This is a genomic window from Curvibacter microcysteis, assembly GCF_028649455.1.
Classification (GTDB): domain Bacteria; phylum Pseudomonadota; class Gammaproteobacteria; order Burkholderiales; family Burkholderiaceae_C; genus Curvibacter; species Curvibacter microcysteis.
Genome location: NZ_JAQSIO010000005.1, coordinates 101,645 through 126,598, shown reverse-complemented (window position 1 = coordinate 126,598; position 24,954 = coordinate 101,645). Strand labels below are relative to the sequence as shown.

Here is a 24,954-nt window from a genome sequence, read left to right as displayed (position 1 = left end):
CATGAACACCTCCCAAGCCCTGTACGATCTGTCGCCGCTGTTGCAGGTGATGCTGACGGGTGCCCTGGTGGCCTCCGGCCCCCTGCTGTGGTGGTGGTTGCGTCACCGTTCGGCCACACCTTTGGGGCGTTTGCAAGCGCTCACGGCGGTCACGCTGCTGCTGACCTTTGATTTGGTCTTGTTCGGCGCTTTCACCCGCTTGACTGACTCGGGGCTGGGCTGCCCTGACTGGCCCGGTTGCTATGGCCAGGCCACCCCCGTGGGGGCTCGCCAAGACATCGCAGCAGCCCAAGAAGCTTTGCCCACGGGCCCGGTGACCCACAGCAAGGCTTGGGTGGAAATGGTGCACCGTTATCTGGCCACCGGTGTCGGCGTCTTGATCATTGGGCTCTTGGTGATGAGCGCCAAGGAGGCCCGGCGTCGCAGCGCGCAGGGTCAGCCCAAGTTGGGTCTGCTCTTGCCTGCCTTGACTCTGGTGTGGGTTTGTGTGCAAGGCGCTTTTGGCGCTTTGACCGTCACCATGAAGCTGTTCCCGGCCATCGTGACTTTGCACTTGGCGGGCGGTTTGCTCTTGCTGGTGCTACTGGCCGCCCAGTCAGCCCGGCTGGCCCAGTGGACGATGCCGACCCCAGTGAGACTGCCACGCAACTTGCTGCCTTGGGTCTGGCTTGGCGTGTTGGTGCTTGCCATTCAGATCCTTTTGGGCGGTTGGGTCAGCACCAATTACGCGGTGCTGGCTTGCACCAGTTTTCCCCAATGCCAAGGCCAATGGTGGCCTGAGATGAACCTGGCCCAGGGCTTTGAGTTGTGGCGACCCCTGGGCTTGTTGTCCAACGGCGAGCACATCTCATTTGCTGCCTTGACGGGCATCCATTACGTCCACCGTTTATCAGCTTGCCTCGTGTTTGTCGTGCTGGGCTACCTGGCCTGGCGCTTGAAAAAGACGTCTGGTCTGCAAGGCCTGGCTCACTGGCTGGCGGGTTTGCTGTTGCTGCAATTGCTGACCGGTCTGAGCAACGTGGTGCTGGGCTGGCCTTTGTTGGCTGCTGTGGCCCACACCGGTGGAGCCGCCGCCCTGGTTCTGGTGCTGACACGGGTGCTGTGCACACCGTGGGCCCCAGCTGAAATTCAACCTGTTCCCCCGAGCGCATCGAGACTGTCCGCATGAGTGTCGCCACCCCTGTTTCCTACCCCTCCCTGGTGCGGCAGTTCTATGCCCTGACCAAGCCCCGTGTGGTGCAACTGATCGTCTTCTGTGCCTTGATCGGCATGGTGCTGGCCGTCCCTGGCCTGCCCAACTTGGACGACCTGCGATTGGCGGCCATTGCCTGCGCAGGCATCTGGTTGGTGGCGGGCGCAGCTGCCGCTTTCAATTGCCTGGTTGAAAAAGGCATCGATGCCAAGATGAAGCGCACCTCCTGGCGGCCCACGGCGCGTGGCGAGTTGAGCGACCGCCAGGCGCTGATCTTCTCAGCGCTGCTGTGCTCGGCGGGCTCGGTGTTGCTTTACGTGTGGGTCAATCCATTGACCATGTGGCTGACCTTTGCCACCTTTGTCGGCTATGCGGTGGTGTACACCGTGATCCTGAAGCCGCTGACACCCCAGAACATCGTCATTGGTGGCGCCTCGGGCGCCATGCCGCCAGTGCTGGGTTGGGCCGCCATGACCGGGGATGTCGGCCCCGAAGCCTTGATCCTGTTCCTGATCATCTTTTTGTGGACCCCGCCCCATTTCTGGGCCTTGGCCTTGTATCGGGTCGAGGACTACCGCAAGTCGGGCCTGCCCATGCTGCCAGTCACGCACGGGAATGAATTCACCCGTTTGCAGGTCTTGCTCTACACCTTTGTGCTCTTGGCTGCCTGCTTGATGCCTTTTGTCTACGGCATGAGCTCGTGGTTCTATCTGGCCGCCGCCGTGGTGCTGAGCCTGGGTTTCATTGGTTACGCCTTCGCCCTGTGGCGCTCGTACTCGGATGAGCTGGCGCGCCGCACCTTCCGCTTTTCTCTGATTCACCTGAGCTTGCTGTTTGCGGCCTTGTTGATCGACCACTACCTGTTCTGACGCCATGCACAAACGCCACGCCCTTCGCCTCATCCTCAGTGCCTTGGCCGTCACAGCAGGCGCTGCTGTGCTCACCGCCTGCGCCCCCGCCAAGACCGAATTCAAGGCGGTGGACATCACGGGGGCCGAGTACGCGCGCAACTTCAGCCTGCCCGACCAGAACGGCCAGATTCGCACCCTGGCTGATTTCAAAGGCAAGGCTGTGGTGGTGTTCTTTGGCTACACCCAGTGCCCGGACGTGTGTCCCACCACCATGTCCGAATTGGCGGAGGTGAAGCGTCAATTGGGCGCCGATGGTGAACGCCTGCAAGGCATTTTCATCTCCATCGACCCACCGCGGGACACGCCTGAGCTGTTGAAGGCCTACATGGCCAATTTCGACCCCAGCTTCATTGCTTTGCGTGCCGACAGTCCCGAGCAACTGACGGCTTTGGCCAAGGACTTCAAGATTTATTACAAGAAGGTCGAGGGCAAGACCCCCACCAGCTACACCATGGACCACTCAGCGGGGTCCTACCTGTACGACCCCCAAGGGCGTCTGCGCCTGTTCGCGCGCTACGGCTCAGGCCCGCAGGCCTTGCTGTCGGACCTGAAGATCCTGCTCAAAAGTTCTTGAACCCTGACAGGCCCCGCTGCCGGAGGCCTGTTCATCCCTTGAGCACTCCCTGAGCGGGACCCAGGCTTGGTCACCGCGCTGACGCGCGGCTCAACGCCCAGGCGTCAGTCGGTTTTGATGCCCTGACGCTGAACCACTTCACCCAGGCTCTTCAAGTCTGACTGGATGCGATTGGCCAGGCCCTCTGAAGACGAGCCCACCACCTGCCAACCTTGCTGGTACAGCTTGGCCCGCACGTCGGGTGAGCGGCTGATCTCGCTGACCAGGGCCGACAAGCGCGCCACGATGGGTGCAGGCATCGACGCCGGTGCTGCCAGGGCATCCCAAATCTCCAGGTTGAAGCCCGGCAAGCCCGCTTCGCTGAGGCTGGGGATGTCAGGCACCAAGGTGCTGCGCGTGCTGGACGTCACCGCGATGGCATGCAGCTTGCCCGCTTTGATCTGGGCCTGGGCCAGGCCGGGCGGCAACAGGGCCAACTGCAATTGCCCGCCGATCATGCCGGTGATGACCTGAGGATTGCCAGGGTAGGGCACGTGAACGGCTTCCATCTTGGCTCGCCCTTTGAGGGCTTCCATGCCGATGTGGGCCACGGTGCCCACGCCGGGGCTGCCGTAGCTCCATTGCGATCCCGCTTGGCGTGCGCTGTCCAGCGCGGCCTTGGCGCTCAAAGCACTTGTCGATGGCGAGGCTGGGGTCGCGAGCACCAGGGGCGCCGTGGCGATCAGGCTGATCGGTGCGAAGTCCTTCAGTGGATCAAAGCCCAGTTTGGGGTTGAGCAGACGCGCCACCGTCATGTTGCCATTGATCATCAGGCCCAGGGTGTGCTGGTCGGTGGCCTGGGCCACCAGTTGGGCCGCAATGTTGCCGGCGGCACCGACGCGGTTTTCCACAATGACGGGCTGTCCCAGGGCCTTGGACAAAGGTTCTGCCAGGGTGCGTGCCACCAGATCTGGTGAGGACCCGCCCGGGAAACCGACAACGATGCGCACCGTCTTGCTGGGCCACCCTGGCGTGGCCAGGTCGGCTTGGGCGCTGCCCATGCCCAAGCCGCTGGCGAGGGTCAATGAACTCAGCAAGATCTTGCCAAGGGTCTGGCGGCGGGTGGGCGTGAAAGGCATGACATTCGCTCCGGGCGGTCAAAAGAGGCTGAAAGATGAACCGGCTGAGTGTGCATCAAAGCGCGGCTGTTTGGCGCCAGGGTTCGTCAGGGGAGGCCAAGTGCTTTCGCCCAGGCAAGAAAAAAGCCGGACAAGCCGGCTTGGGGTGGGAACAAGGTCGGCGCCGCCATTCAGGCGTATTCGACCAAGGCCTTCTTCATCTTTTTCATGGCCGCGACCTCGATCTGGCGGATCCGCTCGGCACTGACCTTGTATTCAGCCGCCAACTCATGCAGCGTCATGCCGCCCGAGCCGTCGTCATTGACCTTGAGCCAACGCTCTTCCACGATGCGGCGGCTGCGCTCATCCAGGCCTTCCAGTGCGGCAGCAATGCCATCGCTGGCCAACACGTCGCGCTGATGGGACTCGATCATGGCCGTCGGTTCATGGGCGGCATCGGCCAAGTAGGCGATGGGGCCAAAAGCTTGCTCACCGTCATCGGAAGGCGAGGGGTCCAGCAGCACGTCGCCACCGGACATCCGGGTTTCCATCTCCATGACCTCTTCGCGCTTGACCTTGAGTTGCTCCGCCATCATGTCGATTTCAGCGTTGCTCAGGGTGTCGCGGTGGGTCGCGCCTTCTTCCATGGCGTCGGTCTTGAAGCCTTGCTTCATTGACCGTAGGTTGAAGAACAGCTTGCGTTGGGCCTTGGTCGTGGCGACCTTGACCATGCGCCAGTTCTTCAAAATGTATTCGTGGATCTCGGCCTTGATCCAGTGCAGCGCGTAACTGACCAGGCGCACGCCTTGCTCAGGGTCAAAGCGCTTGACGGCCTTCATCAGGCCCACATTGCCTTCCTGGATCAGGTCGCCTTGTGGCAAGCCGTAGCCCAGGTACTGGCGCGACACCGACACCACCAGGCGCAGGTGCGACAACACCAGGCGGCCGGCTGCGTCCACGCTGTTGTGGTCGCGCAGATCTCGGGCGTAGCGTTGTTCTTCTTCCAGCGTGAGCATGGGCAAGCGGTTGACGGCCGTGATGTAGGCGTCGAGGTTACCCAGTGCCGGGACCATGCCCCACGGGTTCACCGGGGCGAGGGCCGTAGCATTGACTCCAGTTTGAAATTTCATACCAGAAATCCTTTTCATGAGGCGATATTAGCACTCTCTGTGAGTGAGTGCTAAGCGCAAAGTTCCCTGACCATTTGAGGGGTGAGGTTCTTGGTTGATGTCGAGTCCGCGCGAGTATTGAACTTTTCTCACTGAGTTCTGTATTGCTGGCCCTCAGCGGGCCAGCTATCGAGTCCTCGTGAGTCTTGACCAGACCTCCCCACCAGGCGGTCGATTTGCGAGGAGGTCTCGAACCTAAAAGCCAATGAGGCTGGTGAACGGCAGCACGTTTGTGTTTTGGCAGGTCCAGGAATTCAAGGGTAAGAACGGTCACGCAAGCCTTAGCCGTGCTCTGCCTGCCACACACAGACTCCACAAGGTCGCCATTACCCTGGGCTCACTGATACCCACTTGTTACGCCCCGCATCTAGCCTGCTGGGAAGGCAAGAGCACCGCCCCTTACGGATTGAATGAGCAAAGAAGCGCAGGCAATACATCAGTCGGTTCACCGTTGCGTTGCTACTCGAACCTCAACTCGAACCATCACGGCTGACGCTCCTGCGAATCAAGCCACCCCGAAGACGTCTGCATTACAGGTGTCTCCACTCGATCAGCTGGCCAAAGCAGGTAATAGGCATACGGGGCGACCCAGGCCTGTGGACTGAGGTGCAGCAACTCCCTTTCGCCAACGCAGTATGAGCAATGAAGTTCGGCAGCAACGCTACCCCGCGTCCCCGAACAGCACCTTTGAGGGCCATCGATAGCAATGCATAGCGCAGACCAGCAACTGAGTGAGACTCTGGAATGACATCGGAAAGGCCTTCCCCCTCTCGCCACCCTGGCCACGCTTCGGCAAACGTTAGCTGGCGTATGAGGGGCTGTTGCTGCAGGACTTCAGTCAATGCTACCGGCATGGCTGACATTGCTCATTGATAAGCGCAGCCGTCTCCGGGAGGCAGATAGGTGGAGACTCACTCTCAGGCTCTTTACTCCGCCCTGTAGTCCTGCGGGGAAAGTCCGAAGCGTTTCATCTTGTCATAGAGGGTTTTTTTGGGAATTCCAAGGCGCTCACTGGCTGCAGCAGCACGGCCTGCGCTGACAGCCAAGGCATCCTTGATTAAGTAAAGCTCGAACTGGTGGAGTTGCTCATCTAAGCGCGCATGGCTCATGCTTCGAGCGCCGCTGGTGGCTTGAGTAGGAATGCCGAGCACGAGGCGATCTGCCATGTTGCGCAACTCTCGCACGTTGCCTTGCCAGGGGCGGCTTAGCAAATCCGTCATTGTGCTGCCCTCGATTTCAGGCACTTCTCTTTCGTAACGCAAGGCGGCCTGTAGCATGAAGTGAGACAGCAAGATGGGGATGTCCTCGCGTCGTTCTCGCAGTGGCGGTACCTCTAACACAACCACGCTGAGACGATAGTACAAGTCGCTGCGAAACGGGTGATCCCTGGGTGGGTTCAGAAGATCTGTTTTGGTCGCGGCCATCACTCGGCAATCCATGGGGTGCAGTGCGTTCGAGCCCAAGCGCTCAAACTGCCGCTCCTGTAAGGTGCGCAGCAGCTTGACCTGCAAGTTCGTGGGCATGGTTTCGATCTCGTCCAGAAACAGGGAGCCGCCTGCCGCAAACTCGATTTTGCCAATTCGCTGCTTAGCGGCACCCGTGAACGCCCCAGCCTCATGCCCAAACACTTCGCTTTCAAACAGTGCTTCTGGCATACCGCCACAGTTCAGCGCCGCGAAGGGCCCGGTAGCCCGCTTGCTGAAGTCGTGTAGGCAGCGGGCTACCAACTCCTTGCCGGTTCCCGTTTCTCCGGTGATCAGCACATCGGCAGATGTGGACGCGACGTTCAGGATGGCCCGACGCAATTCAACGATAGCGTTGGACCGGCCCACCAGCTTGGCTTCAATCGACTGAAAGTTAGCCAGCCTGCCGCGCAGAGCATCCACCTCCAGACTGAGCTGGCGCTTTTCCAAAGCACGGCCAACGACCTCGTTCAATTGCTCGGAAGAGAAAGGTTTCTCGATGAAGTCGTAAGCGCCCTGCCGCATGGCATGAACCGCCATGGAAATGTCGCCATGGCCCGTGACCAGGATGACCGGAATACCGCTGTCGACGCGTTGCACATCCGCCAGCAGTTGCAAGCCATCCTTGCCTGGCAGCCGGACATCCGTGACAACCACGCCGCGAAAACCTGGCGCGAGGTGAGGAATCGCTTGTTCCGCCGTACCAACCGAACGTACCCGGTGCCCCGCGATCTGAAGCGCTTGGGTGCTGCCCAAGCGCACGGCCGGGTCGTCCTCCACATAAAGAATCAGCGGGCCGTCAGACATGCAATGCCTCGTCACGGGACAAGTTCGCCCCCGGTAGATTAATGATGAACATGGCGCCCCCCAAGGGACTGGACGTTGCCGTGAGTATGCCGCCGAACTCGCGCAGGATATCAGCGGAGATGGCCAGCCCCAATCCCAATCCGGCGCCTTGCTCCTTGGTGGTGAAAAATGGTTCAAACAGATGCTGGATTGCTTGTTCGGACAGCCCCTCGCCACTGTCGTGCACTTCAAGGGTGACCCCCTCGTTTTCGCGGTGGGCCCGAACTTCGATGAGGCGGTGATCGCACCGGGCAACTGCATCCAAGGCATTGCTCAGTAAATTGACCAGCACCTGCTCCAACCGGTTGCTGTCGCACAGGGCCAGCAACACTTCGGATTCGCTTTGCAGACTGATTTCCGTTTGACGCTCGCGCGTCACCTGGGCCAGCAAAAACGCAGCGTTGTTCATGGCGGTCACCACATTGATGGGCCGGCTCTCTGCCAGGGACTTGCGAGCAAAGCGCTTGAGTTGTGAAGTGATCTTGCCCATGTGCTCCGCCAGGTGTTCGATCATTTCAAGATTGGACTCGGCAGTGGCCTGGTCGCCTCGTTCCATGAAGACCCGGGTGTTTGCAGACAGGGTGCGCAATGCAGCCAAGGGCTGGTTCAACTCGTGCGTGATGCCTGTCGCAATTTTCCCCAATGCGGCCATCTTGGCCGCGTGCACCAGTTCGTCCAACGTGGCTTTCAAGGTCTCTTCTGCACGCTTGCGTTCTGTGATTTCTGTTTGCAACTGACTGTTGGCGTCCAGCAGGTCTTCGGTCCGCAACTCGACTTTTTCCTCCAACTCATCATTGGCACGTTGCAAAGCCGCCTTGGCCAAGAGTTCATCACGCATGAAGCGGCGCCGCTGCAAGAAATAGAGGAAAACGACCACAGACAAAGTGAATGTGAGCGCCGCCACGGCCGCACAGATCTCTGCCAGTACCCGTGAGTAGGCGGTCTCGGAAAAGACGTACAGAAACCAGTCGGTGCCTGGAATGGGTTGCCGTCTGGACAGGTAGGAGGCGCGCCCCATCGTCGTGTAATGCGGCGGTCCATCGTCACGTGCGTCAACGAAGTTGACCAGGGAGGTTCCGTCCTGAAACACCTCTTGTTCGATCAAGCCCAATGGCGCCAGCGCCCCCGCCTCTGTGTACTGGCGCGTGGCTTCGAGCCGCTTCAGGGTGTCTGGAGAGAGCGGGCCCACCGTCTTGAATTTCCATGCGGGCTCAGAGGCCAGGAAAACCACGCCGCTGCCATCCGCCACCAGCACTTTCTCGCCAGGCTGTTGCCAGGAGCTGTCCAGCTTGTCGAGGTTCACCTTGACGGCCACGACACCCTCGATTTGATCGCCCCGCTCAATGCCTCGGGCAAAGTAAAAGCCCGCCTCCCGACTCACTGTCCCGATGCCATAGAAGCGGCCTGGTTGCCCCATCAAGGCTTGCTGGAAATAGGGCCTGTAAGCGAAATTCATGTCAATGAAACTTACTGCCTGGTTCCAGTTGCTCGCCGCCAGGGTCAGCCCCTGCCGGTTCATGACATAGATGGCCGCCACGCCAGTGCGCTCACTCACGGTTTGCAGATAGCGATTCACCTGGAAGCGAAGCGCAGCGTCCTGGGGCTTCAGCATCAGGGCCTTGACATCCGCGTTCAACGAAACCAACGTCGGCAAGTGTTCATTGCGCCGCAACTCGTTTTGCAGGCTGGAGCTGTAGAGTTCGAAGCGATGGGCGGTGTTTTGACTGAGCGCAGAGACACCAAAGCGCTCGGCCACCTCGTAAGCTGCCCACGCCACCGTCAGCAGGGCGAGGGCAAATCCAAGGCTTGCCAGAATGCGCCGGGGGGCTCTGCGGCTCATGATTCCGTCAATCTGCGTAGATGCCAGCCTTCTTGATGATGGGTGTCCATTTGTCGATCTCATGTCCCAAATGGGTGCGCAGGGAAGCGGGCTGAGCACGAGCAGGTGTCACGGCTTGAGCGCCAAGGTCCGCCATTTTGCTCTTGAAACCAGGCTCTTGAACCGCAGCCTGTAACGCAGCGGACAGCTTGTCGATGATCGCCGCAGGTGTGCCTTTGGGCGCATACATGGCATGCCAGATTTTGACCTCGATCGGCGGCAGCCCACCCTCTTGCGCTGTCGGGATGTCCTTGAAGGCCTGGATGCGCTGGGTCTGCATGGCCGCATAGGGCTTCACTGCTCCGCTCTTGATCTGACCCGACACATTCGTGGTCTGGTCGCACATGAGGTTGACCTGGCCCCCCATGAGATCGGACAGCGCGGGAGCAGTCCCCTTGTAGGGCACGGTCGTCAGCTCGGTTTGCAATGCGCTTTGCAGAAGCAAGCCGCACAGGTGGGAGGCCGAGCCAATCCCGGCATTGGCCAGGGAGATATTGGAGGCATTGGCCTTTAGATATGCCGGAAGCTCATTGGCGCTTGCCGGTGGAAATGCCTTGGCCCCGAGAAGCACCATGGGCACGTCCGCTATTTCGCCCACCATCTCAAGGTCTTTAAGCGGATCAAAGCCTAGGTGACGGTACAGACTGGGAGCCGTTGCCATCCCGATGTGGTGGATCAAGACGGTATAGCCATCATTTTTGGCCAGCACCACTTTCTTAGTGCCTATGGTACCGCCTGCCCCCGCTGCATTTTCAATGATCAAGGGCTTTTGAAGTTGCTTGCCCATGATTTGTGCGATGTCGCGCGCGACTTTGTCTGTGGGGCCTCCGGCAGAAAACGGCACGATCACCGTGATGGGACGACTTGGAAAATCCTGTGCCTGGGCGACCGTGGCACTGGTCAAGAGGATGGCGATGCCCAGCTTGGCTTGGGAGAGCAGCGTTCGAGATACGGAAGCGAGGAAGTTCATGACCGAAACTGAGTTTGAATGGAAATACGGCTGAGCAAGGTCGAGGCGGCGCAGCATGGGCCATGCCGCCTCGCCCTCCGTCTCAAGGCTTGGTGACGTCGAACACCAGGTTTACTGGGGACGGACCAAATGAGGCATAGGGGACCATTGAGGATTGGCCAACGCCGTTCTTGGACCAATCGCAGACACCGCCTGCAAAGATCGCGCTCAGGCGAGCCATTTCAGCGGTCGTGAATGTCACGTTGTAGTCCTTGGTCTGGATCGGCTTCAGCTGACACTTCAGTTTGTCTGCAGCGATGGATGCGCCCGCCTGAGCCCGGGGGTAGGTCCAGGTTGGATAGATCGCGTTACAACTGCCGGCCGCACCTGAGGTGGCCGGAGTCTGAGTTTCGGCCAAGAATTGAGGGGTGGTGGATTGCGTGAAACAACCGTCAACAGCCTGTGCGGGCTTGTTGACTATCACTTTGTCCTTTTGGGTCTTGGTGGATGTGTCTGCGGTATAAGCATCGATCCATTGAACAAACGCGGCCCAGCCATCAGCGGAACTCTTGGCACTGACGGCAGCACGCTCTGTTCTGCCTGGAGTCACCACACCAAACAGGTCCGCAAAGCTCACCCCGCCGCGCCACATCACGTGGTTGCTCACGTCACCATTGACCTTTCGCAGGCGTTCCCGCACGGCAAAATGGAACCACTGGTAGTGGTAAAAGTTGTCTTCATCATAGAAGTTGGAAGTGTCAAATACAGGGATCGAAGCCAAGCCCCCGTTGCCGCCCAACATCAAGCCGGACTGGTAAGCCCTGGCAATCGCCCCTGCATCTCCGATTGTGCGGCTGCTGGTGTAGTTGCCATCCCGGTCATAGCCTCCGATCTTTTCGTTCAGGTCCAGAAACTGGTCCTTGGACAAGGTTCCGTCGTTGAGCTGTGCCAAGCCATATTGCACGCCCACATTGTCGAAAGGACGCAGGCCGTAGCCGCTGGCATCCACCCCGAATACATTGCGATTGACATCGAACACCGTGGCGCGGGCTCCGGTGGGGTTGGTGGATGCATTCCAGCGTTGACTCGCAGGCACAGCCGCATTGAAGAGGCCAGCCGCATAGGCACCACCAAAAGACCCCGCCACAGGAATTGTCTCGGTCCTGCCAGAAACAGGGTCGGTCCGTCCAGACTGCACTGCCAGGTCATACCAGGCGCGCGCTGATTTGTGGCCCGAGACCTTGACCATTTGGGCGTCTGTGATGGCACTGTTGTTGTTGCCGGTCAGATAGCGGTTGAGCAATTTCCCATCCATCGCGGACATGGCGATGGCCAATGCGTCGGGGAAGGTCGCGTCGATGTACACCCCATCAAACAGCCCAGGGAATGCGTCACCCACCTGCAGGCTGGTGTAGGCGCCGCCCGAAGTGCCTACGCTGACGGTGTAAGTCGGCACGCCGAATGTCTCGATGAAGTGCTCTTTACCCATCATCGTGGTTTCACCGGCCACCGTAGCGTTGCAGCTGTTGGTCGGGTGATTCAACGTGTTTGTGAACACGGCATAACCCTCTCCCAACCTCTTGAGGTTGGTACCGGTGTAGGGGCTGACCCCCATGGCTGCGCCCTGGATGTACCAACCGCCAGCACACCCAGTGCCATGAACCGCGATCAATTTTCGGTTCCATCCTTTCGGCGGTGTAGTCGGTGAGGGGGCAGCGTCCTTGGTGGGATCGTGAAGGATCGCATTTTGGTATATGCCTCGATTCATTGAGCCCGTTTCTACCCGCACGACAAATGGCACAGTAGCGCCAGCGGTCGTGGTCGTGGTTGCGACATCACCCGGCAGGGACGTGGTGCTGGGCAAGGGCTTGAGCGCGCCACCGGCTGTTGACTGGTAAAGGTACTGCACCTTGGTAGACACTGAACATTTGACGTCGCTGGCCTTACCCAAGAGGGTGCCATCAGGCAGCAAAAAGGCCTCGGTCTGGCAGTTGTAGGGGGAAATCTGCGGGCCCGACAGGATGGGACCTGAAATGGGGTAATTGGTCAACACCAGTTTGCTGTCAGGCCCACCGACATTGACGGTCAATGTGTTGTCGCCAGTGCTCAGTCCAGTGAGCCGGCCCAGTAGGTGCCCGGGCCGCAGCGGATCGACCTTGAACAGAGCAGAGACGTCAGCTCCGTTGAGCTTGGCCGATAAAGTCTCGTGCACCGGGGGCAGTGCGATGTCAATCAACGCATCGCCACCGCTCACAAATTCTGGTTTGGAAGAAAGGACTTGCAGGCTGGGCGCATTGATCGCCGGGCTGTCGCTCCCACCGCAGGCGGTGATCACCGCGCAAGTGCAGAGGGATAGCACCCAGGTTACAGACTTAGGGTTAAGGTTTTTCATGTTTATCTCCATTGAAAGTGGGATGACCGGCCATTCCGATTGCCCAGTCGCCGCTTGAAGCATCTCAGGTTGACGACAGCCCATACAGAGGTGGGCTTGGATGGAGGGCTGCAATTGTTGTGCCCGAAAACCCTAGGAAAAACCCTATAGATGTAAGCTATTGATTTAATTGGAAAAGCCTTGAGATCATCTTCTTATTGATCGCTAAGTTGTCTGAAATTTCAGAATCCTACTGATCGATCAATCCGGCTCATCGGATGGATTCCAGACTGACCCGTGTCAGACTACTCGTCGTCTCTAAAAAACTTTAGCAACTAGTGGGTGTGGATAATGAGAGAACGATGTGGTCCGATACGGATAAGACTTCAAGAACAAGGCATTTGCAAATGCTGCCATCATCCGACGAGTGCCCCCTTGGGCACAGTTTTAAGAGCAAAAAAAGAAGATCCACGCTGCTCCTGACTCAGCCAAAGCTGAGTCAGGAGTCATGCCGTTAAACGGTTCGATGGACGCAGATTTCAATCCATACCCTCACCTGGGCTCTATCGGCGATTTTCGAGTTCAGCGACCCATTATCTGAATTGGTTATTCGAGCCACTCACGCTTTGTATCCAGTACTTCAATGCAAGCTCTGTGTGAGATTGAGCAGCAACAGCGCCGTGATGTTCTCGCTGGCGGGATCCAACTCTATCGCCGTTAACACCCGTCGTACGCAACCGGCCAAGTCATCTATCCGGAATGAGCGCCATATAGTATTCATGTACACGCAAATCAGCGCGGACACGAGTCCCTTTCAATTTCTGTCTTGAATTCAGCGTTGACGCACACCAGCCCATCTGTGGGTCAGAAACTCCGCAATTCGACTTGCCTTTTACGTGGGCAGCCGGATCAGCACATCTCGCAGGTGTTCGTGAGAGTCAAGCCAGTTAGTATGCGGTCAATAAACCCCGCCCTTTTCACCGCCCGCACAAGCAGGACCTAGGTGTGAAGAGTCAAGAGGTTCTTGCGTGAGGCCGAGAGGCGAGACATGGGCGGCAGGCAACCGATGCCGTTGTGCGGTCGGTGCCAGTTGTAGAAGTGGTTCCAGGCAGGCAAGGCGGCGCGACGTTCATCGGAGTGTTGGCATACGCGCCCGTAGGCCCATTCACGCAGTGCTGACTGGATGAAGCGCTCGGCCTTGCCGTTGGTCTGAGGTCGATAGGCACGGGTGAACTTTTGAGTGATGCCCAGTTCCAGGCACGTCTGGCCGAATGCGGCTGAGTGGAATGCAGGACCGTTGTCGGTGATCAGCCGCTGGATCGGCATTCGTAGCCCGGCGAAGTACCGTGTGGCCTCGCGGAGGAAGTCCACTGCGCTCTCCTTCTTCTCGTCGGGGTACATCCGGGTGAAGGCGATTCGGCTGTGGTCGTCGATGGCCACGAAGACGTGCTCCCAGCCGATGTTGCGTGTGCTCGCTGGGTGCGGTCGCCCGTTATGCGGTGTCCGACCTTGCCGAAGCGCCCCAGCTTCTTGATGTCGATGTGGAGCAACTCGCCGGGCGTCTCGCGTTCGTAGCGCTGCACTGGCTCAGCGGGGCCGAGATCGGTAAGCTTGGACAGACCTGCGCGACGCAACACCCGGCTGACAGTCGCCTTGGAGACGCCCGTGTACGAGGCGATCCGGGACTGCAGAAACAGCTTGCGACGCAGCTCGACGATGGTCAATGTAACGCTGGGCTCAATGGCTCGCGGCGAACGCTCTGGTCGGGAGGACTTGTCCATCAGACCGGCAGGTCCGTCGGCCAGATAGCGAGCGAGCCACTTGCGTGCGGTCACGGCACTCACGCCGTGCCGGGCAGCAGCTTGTGAGGCGCTCATGCCACGCTCAGTGATGTCTTGAACCATCTCGACTCGCCGCAGGTACGTCAATCGGGCATTCTTATGGGTGTTCATCCGGACTCCGGCTTTGGTTTGAGGGGGGGGGGGGCGATTCCCAGTCTCTCAAAACCTCTCAGGGTGAACACCCGCAACAACCTATTGAAGCTTCACAACTAGCCGCTCAGCCTGGAGGAGCGTCGTTAGTTGAGGAGCACCTCCGCATCCGGCGCGCACAAACGAAAAGTTCAAAATTCAATGAGACGACTTCCAGAAAGTTCAAAACTCAGTGAGACGAGAGTTCAAGACTGCTTGGTTGGTCAGGGGGTAAGTTGTTGATGTGCCGTGACCTGCAGTTCAAAATTTAATGAGAACCGACACACAGATCAGTGCCTGTCGGACTGTTCGGGTCGCCAACCAAGCAGGGTTTAAGAAAGTGGACGATGCATTCAAAATCCCCCCACCCCAAGCTTCACAGGAACGTCCATGTCTGCTCGCCGAGTTCACCTCCACCGGGTTCTTCGAAGCCCGCCCGACAAGGTCTACCGTGCCTTTTTAGAGGCGGAGGCCCTGGCCAAATGGCTTCCCCCCTATGGCTTCACCTGCACGGTTCACCACCATCAGCCCCAAGTCGGGGGATCATTCAAGATGTCTTTCCGCAATTTCACGACGGGCCAGGCCCATTCATTTGACGGAGAGTACCTGGAGCTCGTTCCGAACGAGTTGATTCGATACACCGACAGGTTCGACGATCCGAACTTGCCCGGCGTTCTCCAAGTCAGGGTTGAACTCCGCCCCGTGTTGGGGGGGACCGACCTGAGCGTCGTGCAAGAGAACATCCCGCCAGTGATTCCGCTCGAGATGTGTTACCTGGGCTGGCAGGAGTCCCTGGTCCAGTTGGCGGCACTGGTGGAGCCCGACCTTCAGGCTTGAGGTTTGGGCAACGGCAACGTTTGGGGCGCTGGGGTCTGCTCGGTCTGCGGCGAGTGATCCATTGGGTCCGCCTCAGCGCCCAGGTGCTTTCACCACGTCCCGGTACATGGGGGCCAGCAGGGCCAACAGGCGGTTTTGCTGCCGAAACGGCACCCCTTCCTGGTCCATGGCTTGTTGCAGGTCCTCGACCAGGGCATTGAAGTGGCCCATGTTCAGGTTCAGGTCTTCATGACCGGCCCGCATGGGGTTGCCTTCGTAGCGGCAGGGGCCACCGGACAGTTCGCAAATCTGGTCCACCAGTTGCTCACGCAGGTTCTTCAGGTTGGTGTCTTTGAACTTGTCGGCGATGCGTGGGTTGGTCGTGCTGCGTTGGATCAGGCCTTCGACCACCCGGCTGATGCCTTCTTTGGCGCCGAGTGCTTGGTAGAGCGAGGCGTCGCTGGCTTTTGGCGGCGTGTAGCGATCAGGCTCGGCCTGGGCCACCGGGGCCAGGAGCAGGGCGCAAAGCATGGCCCAGGGGGCCAGTGGGGTGAGGGGCTTCATGGTCAGTCTCTGGCAGAGGGAGGGCTGTGGCCAGTCTCGGAGTGGATCCAGCGGGCCACCACAGGGTCATCAGTAGGCCACTTGGCCCGACAGGTACAGGCCACGCTGTTTGCGGCCACCCGTCACGCCGGGCACGACCTGGCCCAAATCGACATAGGCGCCCGTCAGCGACACGTTCTTGGTCGGTGCCCAGGCCACAAAAATGTCTTTCCAGTCGTCCTGGCGCAGACCGCTGCCCAGGCCGGCGGCCCGGCCCAGGGCTTCCAGGTTGTTGGGCATGAAGCGGTATTCAGCGCCAATGGCCAAGTCCTTGCGCAGCAGGTAGGCCACGGCCAGTTCGGGGTTCAAGCTGCGGCTGTTGCGCCCTGGCGCGGCCGAGCCAAACCCCAACAGGCCGCCCTGATTGGCATTGGTGTAACGCAGGGTGGCGTTGAGCAGCAGGCCTTGCTCCAGAAACAGCTTGGTGGCGGCCACGTAGACATCGGTGCCCGAGGTCTTGGCGCCCAGGAAGTCGAGCACGGGTTTGAGCGAGCCCGCCTGCGTGCTTTTGTACTGCAGCCCGACGGCCACTTCGGGCAGCCAGTTGTCCGAGTCCAACACGGCATTGCCCATCAGGTGTAACTTGGCGCCCACGATGTCCATCTTCAGGTGAGGGTTGGGGCTGACAGAAAAGCCCAGTGCATTGAGCGCTGTGGCGGGTTGGGCTGACAGGTCTTGCCGGCCCAGGGACAGCTCCAGGGTGTTCTTGAGGTTCAAGGCCACACCATAGGTGCTGAGCCCATAGTCGTTGGTGGACAGGCGGTTCAGGTTGGCGCTGACGCCAATTTCGCCATCGGTGGCTTGCGTGCCCAGCACCGCCCAAGGGGTGATGCCACCGCCCGCCGTGGCTTCAACCGAGGACACACCACCCGTCAGCCGCAATTTGCCGGTTTCCGCCTGAGCCAGCCCGGCCACCAGGCAGAGCGCCGCGAGCAGGGGCGGCATCGATCGCATCCGAGGAGTGGGCTTGAAGGTCATGGCAGCTCAATAAAAGTCGCAAACTTGACGCATTTTTACGCCAAAACGAGAAAGCGGTCAGCAAAAAAAAGGGACTTCGGCTTGAGTCCGATCCAGCGCCTCAGGGCAGCGTGGTTGGGCTGGCCCAATAGGCTTTGGCATGACTCTGGAACTGTCCGCCGTCGGTTTGGATGGTGGTCTGGGCCGACTGCCCTGGGCTGAACACCACGCCCACGCCGCCATTGGCCACCAGTTGTGCTGTGTGGGTCATGAAGTAGCGCACCCGGTTGTCGCGCCAGGGACTGTTGGTGCTGGGGCTGGCGGCGGGCACGCCCAAGGGGGTCTGCCACCACAGCAAGGGCCGCCCCAGGCCCTGGAAATAGCCATTGGCCAGCGCGAAGTGCTCGTTGAAGTTGGGCGAGGTGGTGTTGCTCTCATCCCAGTACCAGTTTTTGCCTGCGCGAGTGCACTCGCCGGCCAGTGAGCGCGCTTCGAAGCAACCGGCATCGCGGTCCAGGGTCTGCATGACCACAAAGTCAGCCTGGTCTGCGCCCAGTTTTTTCATGTACGCGACCTCGGTGGGGCGCAGGTCTTCAAACAAGGACGGCGGAAAGCCTACATAAGCCTGGGGCGCCATCTGCCGAGCACTTTGCACCAGGCAGGCCGCCATGCCGGCCACGGTGTTGGGCAGGCTGGCGCAATCGGGGTTGATGTTGACGTAGGCCAGCATCTGGGTCGGGTCGGCGTTGACGCGCTGCGCATAGCCCCAGAAGTCAGGCTCCAGGTTGACCAGGGCCGGTTTGCCGTAGCTTGCCAGTTGCTGGAACAACAGGCGCGCGTTGTTCCAGTAATCGGTCATGTAATTGGTGTCGGCCAGGCCGGTCAACACACCGTCGCCGCGCGTGGCCATTTGGTAGAGCGTGAACATGGGAACGGCGCCGATCTGGTCGGCGCGCTGGGCCACCAGCTTCACATAGGCGCCTGAGGGGCTGTTCCAACTCGGCCAGGAGCTCGGCCCCACCCCCACCAAGTACTGGTCATAGATGTCGGGCAGCAGGCCCTGGGCTTGGATGGGCGCGATGTCCACCGTCCCCAGCCCGACCAGCAGCCGTTGGCTGCGACCCAAGGCCTTGGCCAGCACGCCCGCCCGTTGGCTCAGTGCCGCTTGTTGGATGGCGGTATGCCCGTCGACGACCACGCTGCTGCCACCCGTGCCACTGCCCCCACTGCTACTGCTTGCGCCGGCGCCCGCCCCGGAACTGGAACTGGAACTGGAACTGGAACTGGAACTGCTGGACCCACCGCCACCGCCGCCACCACAGGCGCTGATCAGTAACAGGCCGCTCAAGGCCAGCACGCGCCAACCGGGAAGGGGGAGGGGGGAGGTGGTTCTCATGCCGCCGAGTCTACTGAATCTGCCCTTGGTCTTTTGTCTTGGGGGGCTGTTCGGAGTAAGCTAAAAAGCCTTGGGCTGCTCGTGGGGCACGGCGCAGCCGCCGCCAACCGCGAGCGAAGGCGAAAAAAAGCCCGCGGCAGGCGCGGGCTGGCGTGGCGCTGGCCGGGCTCAGGACAGCAGGGCCTGGGCGAACTCGCGGGCGTTGAAGGTTTCCAGGTCTTCGAGCTTTTCACCGACGCCAATGAAGTACACCGGAATCGGGCGTTCTTGGGCGATGGCGGCCAGCACACCACCCTTGGCCGTGCCGTCCAACTTGGTCACGATCAGGCCGGTCAGACCCAGCGCATCGTCAAAAGAGCGGACCTGGGCCAGCGCGTTTTGACCCGTGTTGCCGTCGATCACCAGCAGCACCTCATGCGGGGCACTGCCGTCCGCCTTGGTCACCACGCGCTTGATCTTCTTGAGCTCTTCCATCAGGTGCAACTGGGTCGGCAAGCGGCCCGCGGTGTCGACCAGCACCACATCTTTGCCACGCGCCTTGCCAGCGGTCACCGCGTCAAAGCTCACGGCGGCGGGGTCACCGCCTTCTTGGCTGACGATTTCCACCGTGTTGCGGTCGGCCCAGACGCCCAGTTGCTCACGGGCCGCGGCGCGGAAGGTGTCGGCCGCTGCCAGCAGCACCGAGGCCCCCTCGTTCGCCAGGTGCTTGGTCAGCTTGCCAATGGAGGTGGTTTTGCCCGCGCCATTGACGCCAGCCACCATGATCACGGTGGGGGTGAACTCGCCGATCACCAAGGCCTTTTCCAGCGGACGCAGCAGGTCGGCGATGGCTTCGGCCAGCAGCGCCTTGACCTGGCCGGGTTCGGTGGTCTTGGCTTCCTTGACGCGGCGCTTGAGGTCCTTGAGCAGGTGCTCGGTGGCTTTCACCCCGGTGTCGGCCATCAGCAGGGCTTCTTCCAGTTCCTCGTAAAGCGCGTCGTCGATCTGGGTACCGGTGAACACCGTCGCCAGGCTGGAGCCGGTCTTGCGCAGGCCGGCTTTCAGGCGGTCCAGCCAGCCTTGGCGGGCGGCGGGCGCGGGGGCAGTCACCGGTGCCGGAGCCACTGGCGCAGGGGCCGGCACGGGTACGGGGGCCGGTGCTGGCACGGGCGCAGGAACAGGCGCAGCAGTAGGCGCCGGCGCCGTGGTGACCGCCGGGGCGCTGCTGGGTACGGTCGCTGCGATGGGGGCCGCCGTTGGTGCAGCGACCGGGTTTGTCGCCGGGGCGGCCGCTAGCGGGGGTGTCGTCACCGAAGCCAAGGGAATCGAAGGACTTGGCGGCGGTGCCGTCGATGCGCTGAGCGGTGCGGTCGCAGCCGCTACCGATGGGGCAGGGGCTGGGACCTGTGGGGCCGGGGCAGGCGTCGACACCGGCGCAGCGGGCACGCTGACCGCTGGGGCGACAGGGCTGGCCGTTGGGGCACTTGCAGGCGGGGTGACCGGTGCGGGCGCGCTGCTCTTGCTGCCAAAGGGATTGCGCAACCAACTCAGGCCACCGCCAGAGGCCGGAGCAGGCGCGGGCGTTGGGGCCACGACAGGCGGTGCAGAGACCGCCTCGGGGGCCGTCGCAGGGGCGGCCTGGGCCGAGGTGGCAGGTGCGTCAGCCGGAGCGGGCGCAGGCGAAGGTGGTTTTTTCTTGAAAAAGCTGAACATTGGCGGGTTCTTAGAATCCCATGATTCTATGAAACGCTACCTACCCCTTCTGGCCATGCTGTCCTTTTGGTCAGCGCCCTCCCTCCAGGCCCAGCCCACAGCGGTTCCTGCCGCTGCGGCAACTGAGGTCGCAGCCCCGCAGAAAGACAGCACGGGGGTGCAGCAATTCACGCTCAGCAACGGCATGACCTTGATCGTCAAGCCCGACCACCGTGCCCCCACCGTGGCCCACATGCTGTGGGTGCGGGTGGGCTCCATGGACGAGGTGGATGGCACCAGCGGCGTGGCCCATGCCCTGGAGCACATGATGTTCAAAGGCACGCCCAACCTGGCCCCGGGGGAGTTTTCTCGCCGGGTGGCGGCCCTGGGCGGGCGCGAGAATGCCTTCACCACCCGCGACTACACCGGCTATTACCAACAGATCCCCGCGGCGCGGCTGGAAGAGGTGATGCAGCTGGAGGCCGATCGATTTGCCAACAACCAGTGGGCCGATGATGAGTTCCGGCGTGAGATCGAAGTCATCAAAGAAGAGCGGCGCATGCGCACTGATGACAACCCGCGGGCTCGCCTCTACGAAGCCTTGAACGCAGCCGCTTTCGTGGCCTCGCCCTACCACCGTCCCGTGGTGGGCTGGATGAGCGACCTCGACGCCATGACCGCAGACGACGTACGCCAGTTCTGGCGCACCTGGTACAGCCCCGTCAACGCGGCTGTGGTGATCGCTGGCGATGTGACGCCCGAGCAGGCCCTGGCCCTGGCCCGGCGCTACTACGAGCCCGTGCCCAGCCGCGCATTGCCTGCGCGCAAACCGCGGCTGGAGCCCACCCAGGTCGGTCTGCGTCGTCTGGACTACAAAGCCCCAGCCGAGCAGGCCTATGTGGCGCTGGCCTTCAAAGTGCCGCAGCTCAATTCGATTGAGCAGGCCGGTGCACCCGACGACGACGCCCTGGCCTTGACCGTGCTGGCCGCCGTGCTGGACGGCTACCCGGGCGCTCGCCTGGAGCGCACCCTGACCCAAGGGGAGCGGCGCGTGGCCGACAGCGCAGGGGCCTACAACGGTTTGATGGGGCGTGGCCCGCAGATGTTTGTCCTGGATGGCGTGCCGGCCCCAGGCCAGAGCCCCGAAGCCGTTGAGGCTGCTTTGCGCGCCCAGGTGAAGCGGGTGGCCGAGCAGGGCATCAGCGAGGCTGAGTTGCAGCGGGTCAAGACCCAATGGGTGGCCAGTGAGGTCTACAAACTCGACTCGGTGTTCAATCAGGCCAACGAGCTGGGTCGCTACTGGGTGCAGGGCATGCCCCTGGACGCCAGTGAACGCCTGATCCAGCGCCTGCGCCAAGTCAGCGCGGCTCAGGTGCAGTCGGTGGCTGCGCGCTATTTTGGCGATGACCAGCTGACCGTCGCCATCTTGCGGCCTCAGCCCCTGGACCCCCAACGCCCCCGCGCGGCCAAGCCTGTGGGGCGGCATGGCGGTTCTTGAGTCCGTGTTGTTGGGGCGGGCCAGCGGGCACCACGGGATGCCGAGTCAGGCCTCTCGCCCCGGCGGCCGTCGTTTTTAAATGGAATGGGAGCGGTCCACCAGGACTGACTCCAGGTTTGACCTGCAGGTGAATTCATGTTTATTTTCAAAGCCTTGAGCTTGTGTTCCTGGCCCCGTCCGGCGGGTTTGGCGCTGGGGGCTCTGGTGTGCAGCCTGGGTGCCCAGGCCGCGCTGCCCATCCAACACTGGACCCAGCCCAGCGGCGCCCGGGTTTACTTGGTGGAAAGCCCCGGCATCCCCATGGTCGACGTGCAAATCGACTTTGACGGCGGGTCGCGCCGTGATCCCGCCGCCCAGGCCGGACTGGCCGCGGTGAGCGCCGCCATGACGGGGCGAGGCGTGCGCGCCAGCGCCAACCTGCCTGCGCTGGACGAAAACGCCCTGGGCGAGGCCTGGGCTGATCTGGGCGCCAGCTTTGGCGCCAGTGCCAGCGCGGATCGCCTGACCTTTGGCTTGCGCTCCCTGACCGAGCCTGATTTGCTGGCCCGTGCGGCCCAGTTGGCCAGCCGCCAACTGGCCGAGGCCAGCCTGCCCGAGGCCATCTGGCGCCGCGATCGTGAACGCCTGGTGGCCTCCCTCAAAGAAGCCGATACCCGGCCCGGCACGTTGGCGGGGAAAGCCTTTGCCGAGGCGGTTTATGGCGGGCACCCCTACGGCGCGCAGATCACGGCCCAGACCCTGGCCGCCATCAGCGTGGCTGACATGCGGGCTTACCTTCAGCGTTCCGTCCAGGCGTGCTCGGCCCGCGTCAGCTTGGTCGGGGCCTTGAGCCGCGCTCAGGCCGACACGCTGGCCAGCACCCTGCTGTCACGGCTGCCCAACGCCGCCTGCAGCACTGCGCCTGCCGTGCCTGAAGTGCCCCCCTTGAAGGCCGCCAGTGAGCAAGCGCTGCCATTCAGCTCGGCCCAAGCCCATGTGCTGATCGGCCAGCCTGGCATCCGCCGGGCCGACCCCGACTACTTTGCCCTGCTGGTGGGCAACTACATCCTGGGCGGGGGCGGCTTTGTGTCGCGCCTGACCAGCGAGGTGCGCGAAAAGCGTGGGCTGAGCTACAGCGTCTACAGCTATTTCTCCCCGGGCCTGCACGCAGGTGCCTTCACGGTGGGGCTGCAAACCCGGCCTGACCAGACCGCGGAGGCGGTGAAGGTGGTGCGCGAGGTCTTGGCCCGGTACGTGGCCGAAGGCCCCACCGAGGCGGAACTGAAGGCGGCCAAGGACAACCTGGTCGGCGGTTTCGCGCTGCGCATCGACAGCAATAAAAAACTGCTCGACAACGTGGCCAACATCGCCTGGAGCGAATTACCCTTGAATTACCTCGACACTTGGACCCAACAGGTGGAACAAGTGCAATTGAGCGACATCCGCGCCGCGCTGGCCCGTCATCTGCAACCCGATCGCTTGGTGACTGTCACCGTAGGAGCCCAACCATGACCCGTACTTCCTCGTCCTCTTCCCGTTCCTCCCCCGCCGTCAAGCCGACGCGAGCACCTGTGGCCCGCGCCACGGGCGAGGTGCGCATCATCGGTGGGCAATGGAAGCGCACCCGGCTGCAAGTGCCGGACCGCGCAGGACTGCGCCCGACCCCCGACCGGGTGCGTGAGACCTTGTTCAACTGGCTGGGACAGGACCTGGGTGGCTGGCGCTGCCTGGACGCGTTTGCGGGCACTGGCGCTCTGGGCCTGGAGGCCGCCTCGCGCGGCGCCCGTGACGTCTACCTGATTGAGCAGGACGCCGGCTTGGTCGCCAACCTTCAAGGTGTGGCCCTGCGCCTGAAGGCCGACCGGGTGCAGGTGTTGCGCGGGGATGGCGTGGCCCAGTTGGCCCAGCGCCGGGGCGATAACCTGGATCTGGTGTTCTTGGATCCCCCCTTTGGCGCCGCCTTGTTCGAGCCCGCCTTGCGCGCCGCCGCCGAGGCCCTGGCGCCGGATGGCCGCATCTACCTGGAGTCTCCCAGCGCATGGGATGAGGCCTTGCTGGCGCCCTTGGGCCTGGTGTTGCACCGGCACCTCAAGGCGGGTGCCGTCCACGCTCATTTGCTGGGGCGGATCGGCCAACCGGCCTGATGCCAGCGCGACGCTGACCTGGCTCGGGGGGCGGTAGGGGCCATGCATAATGCGCCCCAAGGGGGCCGTCACTGTGATCGGCGCCCCGACCTGGTCATCAGGTCGGCGAGCAAAACCCACCCACCCCTGCAGGAGACGCAGACCGATGGCCCAGAACGTGATTGCTGTTTATCCGGGTACTTTTGACCCCATGACCTTGGGCCACGAAGACGTGGTCCGCCGTGCGACCCAGTTGTTTGATCACGTCATCGTGGCGGTGGCCGCAGGCCACCACAAGAAGACCCTGTTCAGCCTGCAAGAGCGCGTCGACATGGTGCGTGAGGCGGTGGTGCGCTTCCCCCAAGTCGAAGTGGCCACTTTCTCGGGCTTGTTGCGTGACTTTGTGGTGGCGCGGGGTGGCAAGGCCATGGTGCGCGGTCTGCGCGCGGTCACCGACTTCGACTACGAGTTCCAGTTGGCCGGCATGAACCGCAGCCTGATGCCTGACGTGGAGACCGTGTTCCTCACGCCCAGCGACAAGTTTCAATTCATCTCCAGTACCTTCGTTCGTGAGATCGCGGTGCTGGGCGGCGAGGTCAATAAGTTCGTCTCGCCCTTGGTCCAGGAACGTCTGGCCGAGAAGGTGCGCAGCCTGGGCCGCGACTGACTCGCCGGGCCAGGGCCTGCACTTGAGCCCAAGCGGGAGGCCTTGGCGATCGAGTGCCTTCGCCTTTACCGAACTGACCCCTGATGGCCGCCAGGCCGGTGCCACAGCGCGATCCATTTCAGCAGCCACTCGTTCACCTCTTTGGGCCGTTCCCAGGTCAGCATGTGGCCGCAGCGTGGCAGCCAGTCCAGTTGGGCGCCAGGCACCAGATCGGCAATTTCCTGGGCGCAGGCTGGGGGTGTGAGTTGATCGTCCTCGCCGCACAGCACCCAGGTGGGGCAGTGCAGGGTTGATAGATCGCGGCGCGCGTCGGGGCGGGTCATCACGGCTTCGTTTTGCCGCGCCAACGCCTCAGGGCCTGCAGCCTCCAGAAAAGCCCAGTAGCGAGCCACCAAGGCCGGCTGCGCCAAGCCATCTGCATGGAAGGCCAGGGCCAGGTTGGGTTCAATCACTTCACGCCATTGACCGCTGCGAAAGCGCGCCAGCGCCTGCGTTCGCACGGCGTGCATGGCGGCGCTTTCGGGCTGGGCGTTGGTGCCCAGCAGCGCCAGGGCACGGATTCGCTCGGGGGCTTGCCTGGCGGCTTCCATGGCCACCATGCCGCCCATCGAGGCCCCACACAAGGCCAGCGGCCCGGGATGCTCCTCGAGCAAGGCTCTGGCCATGTGGGGGATGCTGGCGTGCCGGAAATGCACATCGCTGACGGCACACGGCAAATCCGGCGGAAGTGCGTTGAGTTGATCAAGCCAAAGCGTCTCTCGGGCTGCCAGGCCGGGCAAGAGGATCAGGGTGCTCATGGTCTGCGTTGCTTTCCCAGGTCAAA

The 24,954-nt window shown here is 61.9% G+C and carries 19 protein-coding genes and 1 pseudogene; 8 read left to right on the top strand and 12 right to left on the bottom strand.

Annotation, left to right across the window (positions count from 1 at the left end):
• The first annotated feature begins 1 nt into the window (after position 1).
• From PSQ39_RS14740 to PSQ39_RS14730, 3 genes are read left to right on the top strand one after another with little or no spacing between them, the layout of a single operon-like run.
• Positions 2 to 1,168 carry a COX15/CtaA family protein gene (locus PSQ39_RS14740; RefSeq protein ID WP_273927581.1) on the top strand — a complete coding sequence of 389 codons (1,167 nt, stop codon included), beginning with the start codon at positions 2 to 4 and terminating at the stop codon, positions 1,166 to 1,168.
• Complete coding sequence (gene cyoE / locus PSQ39_RS14735; protein WP_273927580.1) at positions 1,165 to 2,061, top strand: heme o synthase; 897 nt, start codon at positions 1,165 to 1,167, stop codon at positions 2,059 to 2,061. The genes PSQ39_RS14740 and cyoE overlap by 4 nt, the downstream gene beginning before the upstream one ends.
• Positions 2,062 to 2,065: 4 nt before the next feature.
• Positions 2,066 to 2,677, top strand: coding sequence for an SCO family protein (locus PSQ39_RS14730; protein WP_273927579.1), 612 nt, complete (start codon positions 2,066 to 2,068; stop codon positions 2,675 to 2,677).
• Between the two features lie 104 nt (positions 2,678 to 2,781).
• Here the strand turns inward: PSQ39_RS14730 and PSQ39_RS14725 are convergent, their stop codons facing one another.
• From PSQ39_RS14725 to PSQ39_RS14695, 7 genes and pseudogenes are all read right to left on the bottom strand, one after another.
• Complete coding sequence (locus PSQ39_RS14725; RefSeq protein WP_273927578.1) at positions 2,782 to 3,795, bottom strand: Bug family tripartite tricarboxylate transporter substrate binding protein; 1,014 nt, start codon at positions 3,793 to 3,795, stop codon at positions 2,782 to 2,784.
• A gap of 170 nt (positions 3,796 to 3,965) precedes the next feature.
• The gene (rpoH, locus tag PSQ39_RS14720) at positions 3,966 to 4,904 is read right to left on the bottom strand and encodes an RNA polymerase sigma factor RpoH (protein WP_273927577.1); all 939 of its coding nucleotides are present in this window, start codon (positions 4,902 to 4,904) and stop codon (positions 3,966 to 3,968) included.
• 965 nt (positions 4,905 to 5,869) lie between these two features.
• A complete protein-coding gene (locus PSQ39_RS14715) occupies positions 5,870 to 7,213 on the bottom strand; it encodes a sigma-54-dependent transcriptional regulator (protein ID WP_273927576.1) in 1,344 nt (447 codons plus the stop codon).
• On the bottom strand, positions 7,206 to 9,092 hold the full coding sequence (locus PSQ39_RS14710) for a sensor histidine kinase (protein ID WP_273927575.1): 1,887 nt from the start codon (positions 9,090 to 9,092) through the stop codon (positions 7,206 to 7,208). Before PSQ39_RS14710 ends, PSQ39_RS14715 begins: the two co-directional genes overlap by 8 nt.
• Positions 9,093 to 9,099: 7 nt before the next feature.
• A complete protein-coding gene (locus PSQ39_RS14705; RefSeq protein WP_409242043.1) occupies positions 9,100 to 10,101 on the bottom strand; it encodes a tripartite tricarboxylate transporter substrate-binding protein in 1,002 nt (333 codons plus the stop codon).
• 82 nt (positions 10,102 to 10,183) lie between these two features.
• The gene (locus PSQ39_RS14700) at positions 10,184 to 12,472 is read right to left on the bottom strand and encodes a DUF6351 family protein (protein ID WP_273927573.1); all 2,289 of its coding nucleotides are present in this window, start codon (positions 12,470 to 12,472) and stop codon (positions 10,184 to 10,186) included.
• Between the two features lie 978 nt (positions 12,473 to 13,450).
• A pseudogene (locus tag PSQ39_RS14695) lies at positions 13,451 to 14,403 on the bottom strand (IS481 family transposase).
• 408 nt (positions 14,404 to 14,811) lie between these two features.
• On the opposite strand from PSQ39_RS14695, the gene PSQ39_RS14690 reads away from it, so the two are divergent.
• Positions 14,812 to 15,258 (top strand): SRPBCC family protein, encoded by a 447-nt coding sequence (locus PSQ39_RS14690; RefSeq protein WP_273927572.1) that lies wholly within the window; start codon positions 14,812 to 14,814, stop codon positions 15,256 to 15,258.
• 72 nt (positions 15,259 to 15,330) lie between these two features.
• Here the strand turns inward: PSQ39_RS14690 and PSQ39_RS14685 are convergent, their stop codons facing one another.
• The 4 genes from PSQ39_RS14685 to ftsY all read right to left on the bottom strand — a co-directional run bounded on the left by PSQ39_RS14685 (position 15,331) and on the right by ftsY (position 19,492).
• Entirely contained in the window at positions 15,331 to 15,801 is a 471-nt protein-coding gene (locus tag PSQ39_RS14685; protein WP_273927571.1) for a group I truncated hemoglobin, read from the bottom strand.
• A 69-nt stretch (positions 15,802 to 15,870) separates the two neighbouring features.
• Positions 15,871 to 16,785, bottom strand: a complete 915-nt coding sequence (locus PSQ39_RS14680; RefSeq protein ID WP_273927570.1) for a DUF3034 family protein — start codon at positions 16,783 to 16,785, stop codon at positions 15,871 to 15,873.
• A 133-nt stretch (positions 16,786 to 16,918) separates the two neighbouring features.
• Positions 16,919 to 18,193 carry a hypothetical protein gene (locus PSQ39_RS14675; RefSeq protein ID WP_273927569.1) on the bottom strand — a complete coding sequence of 425 codons (1,275 nt, stop codon included), beginning with the start codon at positions 18,191 to 18,193 and terminating at the stop codon, positions 16,919 to 16,921.
• Between the two features lie 168 nt (positions 18,194 to 18,361).
• Complete coding sequence (gene ftsY, locus PSQ39_RS14670; protein ID WP_409242039.1) at positions 18,362 to 19,492, bottom strand: signal recognition particle-docking protein FtsY; 1,131 nt, start codon at positions 19,490 to 19,492, stop codon at positions 18,362 to 18,364.
• Between the two features lie 421 nt (positions 19,493 to 19,913).
• Here ftsY and PSQ39_RS14665 point away from each other — a divergent pair, with 421 nt between their 5' ends.
• The 4 genes from PSQ39_RS14665 (at position 19,914) to coaD (ending at position 24,131) form a co-directional block, all read left to right on the top strand.
• Positions 19,914 to 21,362: a M16 family metallopeptidase gene (locus PSQ39_RS14665; RefSeq protein WP_273927568.1), complete on the top strand. Its 1,449-nt coding sequence runs from the start codon at positions 19,914 to 19,916 to the stop codon at positions 21,360 to 21,362.
• 135 nt (positions 21,363 to 21,497) lie between these two features.
• Entirely contained in the window at positions 21,498 to 22,853 is a 1,356-nt protein-coding gene (locus PSQ39_RS14660) for a M16 family metallopeptidase (protein WP_273927567.1), read from the top strand.
• On the top strand, positions 22,850 to 23,485 hold the full coding sequence (rsmD, locus tag PSQ39_RS14655) for a 16S rRNA (guanine(966)-N(2))-methyltransferase RsmD (protein WP_273927566.1): 636 nt from the start codon (positions 22,850 to 22,852) through the stop codon (positions 23,483 to 23,485). Before PSQ39_RS14660 ends, rsmD begins: the two co-directional genes overlap by 4 nt.
• Positions 23,486 to 23,630: 145 nt before the next feature.
• Complete coding sequence (gene coaD / locus PSQ39_RS14650) at positions 23,631 to 24,131, top strand: pantetheine-phosphate adenylyltransferase (RefSeq protein ID WP_273927565.1); 501 nt, start codon at positions 23,631 to 23,633, stop codon at positions 24,129 to 24,131.
• Between the two features lie 65 nt (positions 24,132 to 24,196).
• Here coaD and PSQ39_RS14645 read toward each other — a convergent pair whose 3' ends face one another.
• Positions 24,197 to 24,928 carry an alpha/beta fold hydrolase gene (locus tag PSQ39_RS14645; RefSeq protein ID WP_273927564.1) on the bottom strand — a complete coding sequence of 244 codons (732 nt, stop codon included), beginning with the start codon at positions 24,926 to 24,928 and terminating at the stop codon, positions 24,197 to 24,199.
• Between the last annotated feature and the right edge of the window lie 26 nt (positions 24,929 to 24,954).

Excerpts from the sequence above, each read along its gene's own strand:
- PSQ39_RS14740 (WP_273927581.1), top strand. The coding sequence starts at position 2 with ATGAACACCTCCCAAGCCCTGTACGATCTGTCGCCGCTGTTGCAGGTG.
- cyoE (WP_273927580.1), top strand. The coding sequence starts at position 1,165 with ATGAGTGTCGCCACCCCTGTTTCCTACCCCTCCCTGGTGCGGCAGTTC.
- PSQ39_RS14730 (WP_273927579.1), top strand. The coding sequence starts at position 2,066 with ATGCACAAACGCCACGCCCTTCGCCTCATCCTCAGTGCCTTGGCCGTC.
- PSQ39_RS14725 (WP_273927578.1), bottom strand. The coding sequence starts at position 3,795 with ATGCCTTTCACGCCCACCCGCCGCCAGACCCTTGGCAAGATCTTGCTG.
- rpoH (WP_273927577.1), bottom strand. The coding sequence starts at position 4,904 with ATGAAATTTCAAACTGGAGTCAATGCTACGGCCCTCGCCCCGGTGAAC.
- PSQ39_RS14715 (WP_273927576.1), bottom strand. The coding sequence starts at position 7,213 with ATGTCTGACGGCCCGCTGATTCTTTATGTGGAGGACGACCCGGCCGTG.
- PSQ39_RS14710 (WP_273927575.1), bottom strand. The coding sequence starts at position 9,092 with ATGAGCCGCAGAGCCCCCCGGCGCATTCTGGCAAGCCTTGGATTTGCC.
- PSQ39_RS14705 (WP_409242043.1), bottom strand. The coding sequence starts at position 10,101 with ATGAACTTCCTCGCTTCCGTATCTCGAACGCTGCTCTCCCAAGCCAAG.
- PSQ39_RS14700 (WP_273927573.1), bottom strand. The coding sequence starts at position 12,472 with ATGAAAAACCTTAACCCTAAGTCTGTAACCTGGGTGCTATCCCTCTGC.
- PSQ39_RS14690 (WP_273927572.1), top strand. The coding sequence starts at position 14,812 with ATGTCTGCTCGCCGAGTTCACCTCCACCGGGTTCTTCGAAGCCCGCCC.
- PSQ39_RS14685 (WP_273927571.1), bottom strand. The coding sequence starts at position 15,801 with ATGAAGCCCCTCACCCCACTGGCCCCCTGGGCCATGCTTTGCGCCCTG.
- PSQ39_RS14680 (WP_273927570.1), bottom strand. The coding sequence starts at position 16,785 with ATGCCGCCCCTGCTCGCGGCGCTCTGCCTGGTGGCCGGGCTGGCTCAG.
- PSQ39_RS14675 (WP_273927569.1), bottom strand. The coding sequence starts at position 18,193 with ATGAGAACCACCTCCCCCCTCCCCCTTCCCGGTTGGCGCGTGCTGGCC.
- PSQ39_RS14665 (WP_273927568.1), top strand. The coding sequence starts at position 19,914 with ATGAAACGCTACCTACCCCTTCTGGCCATGCTGTCCTTTTGGTCAGCG.
- PSQ39_RS14660 (WP_273927567.1), top strand. The coding sequence starts at position 21,498 with ATGTTTATTTTCAAAGCCTTGAGCTTGTGTTCCTGGCCCCGTCCGGCG.
- rsmD (WP_273927566.1), top strand. The coding sequence starts at position 22,850 with ATGACCCGTACTTCCTCGTCCTCTTCCCGTTCCTCCCCCGCCGTCAAG.
- coaD (WP_273927565.1), top strand. The coding sequence starts at position 23,631 with ATGGCCCAGAACGTGATTGCTGTTTATCCGGGTACTTTTGACCCCATG.
- PSQ39_RS14645 (WP_273927564.1), bottom strand. The coding sequence starts at position 24,928 with ATGAGCACCCTGATCCTCTTGCCCGGCCTGGCAGCCCGAGAGACGCTT.